General features: G+C 32.2%; 5 protein-coding genes. All 5 read left to right on the top strand.

All coding sequences use genetic code 11. The features are described 5' to 3' along the window. Nucleotides 1-527: 527 nt before the first annotated feature. The 5 genes from EO766_RS17875 to EO766_RS17855 all read left to right on the top strand — a co-directional run bounded on the left by EO766_RS17875 (nucleotide 528) and on the right by EO766_RS17855 (nucleotide 3,265). On the top strand, nucleotides 528-1,148 hold the full coding sequence (locus EO766_RS17875; protein ID WP_287101745.1) for a hypothetical protein: 621 nt from the start codon (nucleotides 528-530) through the stop codon (nucleotides 1,146-1,148). Between the two features lie 9 nt (nucleotides 1,149-1,157). Next, nucleotides 1,158-1,685 (top strand): hypothetical protein, encoded by a 528-nt coding sequence (locus EO766_RS17870; RefSeq protein WP_287101744.1) that lies wholly within the window; start codon nucleotides 1,158-1,160, stop codon nucleotides 1,683-1,685. 116 nt (nucleotides 1,686-1,801) lie between these two features. Continuing rightward, a complete protein-coding gene (locus EO766_RS17865) occupies nucleotides 1,802-2,371 on the top strand; it encodes a hypothetical protein (RefSeq protein WP_287101742.1) in 570 nt (189 codons plus the stop codon). 63 nt (nucleotides 2,372-2,434) lie between these two features. Beyond that, nucleotides 2,435-2,695: a hypothetical protein gene (locus tag EO766_RS17860; RefSeq protein ID WP_287101741.1), complete on the top strand. Its 261-nt coding sequence runs from the start codon at nucleotides 2,435-2,437 to the stop codon at nucleotides 2,693-2,695. Between the two features lie 111 nt (nucleotides 2,696-2,806). Beyond that, on the top strand, nucleotides 2,807-3,265 hold the full coding sequence (locus tag EO766_RS17855) for a hypothetical protein (RefSeq protein WP_287101739.1): 459 nt from the start codon (nucleotides 2,807-2,809) through the stop codon (nucleotides 3,263-3,265). The last annotated feature ends 287 nt before the right edge of the window (nucleotides 3,266-3,552 follow it).

Below are 3,552 nucleotides of genomic sequence, written 5' to 3'. Positions count from 1 at the left end.
TATGGTGGTGATGAGATGGTTGTTTCTTGTATGAATAACAGGAAAAAATGTGTTTGTCACGCGGGTGAGTATAAAAGTTTTAGGGTAAAGGTAAGATTATAAAGGATTTATCATATATGATGACTATTGAATGTATCATAAACAGGTTATGATATATGATCAAACACACTAATCCAGTTCATGATATTTCATATACTTTCCTAAACTATTTTAAATAGTTATCTAACTTATTGATTTTATTGAGAAATTTTACTTTAACCAAAGTGGTAAATAAAAGATTGTAAAAAATGGAGATACAGAAAGAGCTAAAATATGTGTTTCTCACCCGGGTGAGTATAAAAACTAACATTTGGACTGAGGTTTTCCCAGTTGATTTTTTGTAAAAAGGGAGTAATATCTTCATTTAAATAATAAAAGAGAGGAATAGGAACAATGATTGATAATTATCTACCAGTTTGTCCAGTTGAAAATTTTCACTTATTAAAATATAATATACTTTTAAATTTAATAAAAGTAAGGAGATCCAGATGAGTTCAATAAAGGGTTATTTGGACAGTAAGAAGGTCAGAACTTTTAGTTTGGCTGGATTGACAACAGATATTGGTATCATCATGAAAGAATCAAAAGATGAATGTGCCATTGGAGAACAAATTTTTAAGGTCATGTTAGATTATGATCAGAAGTTTGATGATGAGTTATATGCCAGGATTAGTGTCAAAAAGTTAATGGTTGAGTTATATTATATGAAGTTTGAACTAGATTGTGAGGTCAAGAGTCTAGTTCAAAAAGTATTGGCATATGCTCAACATTTCTGTGATGATCCTGCCTGGTCCTTCTTAAAGAGTAATGAGAAGGATATAATTGATGAGGAAGGAAATGTTATACTTAAACCAATGCAAGAAGTTAGACAACAAGTTGTTGAAGGAATAACAACAAAGGTTGCAATCAAGACTGATGCAGTGACAGGTAAGACCAAAATCAAGAAAGGTGGTAAAAGGATTTTATGTTTAGAGATGTATCGTAAACATGTTGTGGACGAAGGAATGTCTAATAAGGACTTTGTCAAGTTAATTATTGAGAAACTTGATTTGACCCAAGCAGGGGCAAATACATATGCCTGGAATTGCAAGTCCGGAGCATGGTCATAGGAAGATGATATGATTAAGTTGTATAGGGAATATAATGATGAAGGAAAGGTCATTAAGAAACAATGCGGTAAATGTAGACAAATATTGGATATTGATCATTTCTATGTTAAAGGAAAGGTTAGTAAAACTAATATTGATGGATACATGAATCACTGTATAGAATGTAATAAAGTCATATGGAAACATCATGCTGATGATCCTGAAAAGAGAAAACGATGGTTATTAGCAAGAATTAAATCGAAGTGTATACAGAACAATATACCATTTAATTTAACCATTGATGATTTAGTTATACCAGAAAATTGTCCAATATTAGGTATACCATTAAAATTTGGTGTTAAGGGATCAGATCGATTTAAGAACAAAAGTAAGACACCTGACGATAGTCCATCTGTAGATAGAATCATTCCTGAGTTAGGATATGTTAAAGGAAATATTGTTGTAGTATCATTTAGGGCTAACAATCTTAAATCAAATGCCACCCCTGATGAGTTACAGAAGATAGCCGAGTTCTATAAACCCTATTGTATAAATTAATTACCCAATTAATCAAAAATCCCAGTTGAAAAAGAAAGAAAAATCAGTATAATAATGTTAACAATTTAAACAAATTGTTACCACTTAAATTCATCTTCAATCTTAAGGAGACTATTATGTCTACAAACACAAACGACAAAACCAACAATGCATCTGATTCAGAAATCGAACAACGGGTGGCCTACAATGAATATACATTGGAATGTGCTGCTGCTGGTACAAAACCAAAAACATTTCATCAATGGGCGAATGCTGGTAAGATGTTTTCAAATGCTGAACTGGCGAAATTGAACGGATCAGCGGCTCCTGTTGTTAAAGCTGGATCAACTGAAGTACCAAAAACAACGTTGGCTCGTCGTGTATTTGCACGTCATGCAGCAACAGGTACATTGGTACGGAAAAACATTATCAATGAGTTCCAATCAGAAGCAGGTTGCACACCGGCTGGTGCAAACACTTATTATGCCAATATCATGGCAGAATACAAAAAAGATCATGTTGGTTTTATGGCTAAATATTATGTCGTTCCTACGGCTGAAACAACCGAAGAAAGTACTTCGGTTGATCTGAAAGAAGGATTGGTATCTGAAGACCATTCAGTAGATCCAAATCTGGATTTGGATGCTGGATTTGATACCAGTGACTTCGATTCAGTCGAAGACAACGATCAAGAAGAAGCTGCTTAATCCAATCTAAAGGATGAACATTATATAATAATGTTCATCCTTTATTATTTGTAGGAGGATAATATGGCTGTTAAAATCAATAAGGTTGTGAGACATGATAGTCTCTCAATTAAAGCAACCTACCCAATGGGTTCAATTAAGTTCAAAGTAAATCGATCAGGTGAGACACTTGAATCAACTGGTTTATCAAAAGTTGAACTCAATAAGGTAATGAAGTTGTGTCGATTCTTACCTGGTGAAGTAAATGGACAACGAATTGACAGATTGGAGCAAGAGTTCAAGAAGTATAATTCTGTTCAGGCATTAGCTGCATCAATTCAATAATTAATATTATAACCATTCAGATGAATGGTTATATTTTATTAATCAAATATTCCAAGTTGATTAATAAAATATAAGTAGTATAATATTAACAAAAAATGTGAGGGAATATATATGGCCTACGATGATGATTTTAATAATGTATTAGATAGTATCTTTACTAGTAGTAATTATACTGATGATATAAATGGATTATTGGATGATGAAGATCTTCCATTAGTTAAAGGTAAATCGAGTAATATTCAGGATAACGATGATTCTGATATTATTGTTGTCTCTAATCAATTTGATCCATCTGAATTTAAAGATGATGGAGGTATGATTGATGATGAGGATGAGGAAGATATGATAGTATCTATCTCAACTATTAATAAACAAAATAAAACTATTAGTAGTCCATTATCTAATCCAATTGGGTATAAGAACAAAATGGAGCATGCCAGAGTAATATATGCTCGAGAGTATGCAAAAGGTTTTACTAAACGGGCACACTTCATTGCTCTTTTTCAATCAGAAGCAGGATGTACACCAGCAGGTGCATCTACATATTATGCAACAATAAAGAATAGTTAGGGGAACAAAATGAGTATTGGTCTGATTGTATTAATAGTGTTATGTTTGGTCTCTATTGGTATCTTATTATGGTTATGTTATAAAGCACCATTAGGTCGACAAGACAAAGATGGATATCATAATCTTGATGACCAATAATAATATTAATATTATCAATTAACCAATAAGAATAAAATCAACTGGGAAATCCCAGTTGATTAATTATTTAATTAGGGTATAATAATTAATAATATAAGATTATATGGACATAACTTATGACCGCTAGAGCGGGGTACTATATTTGTTTA

This window comes from Hydrotalea sp. AMD (assembly GCF_004100315.1).
GTDB lineage: Bacteria > Bacteroidota > Bacteroidia > Chitinophagales > Chitinophagaceae > Hydrotalea > Hydrotalea flava.
Note: the sequence above shows the minus strand (reverse complement) of the source record. Positions and strands in the feature narration are given on the sequence as shown.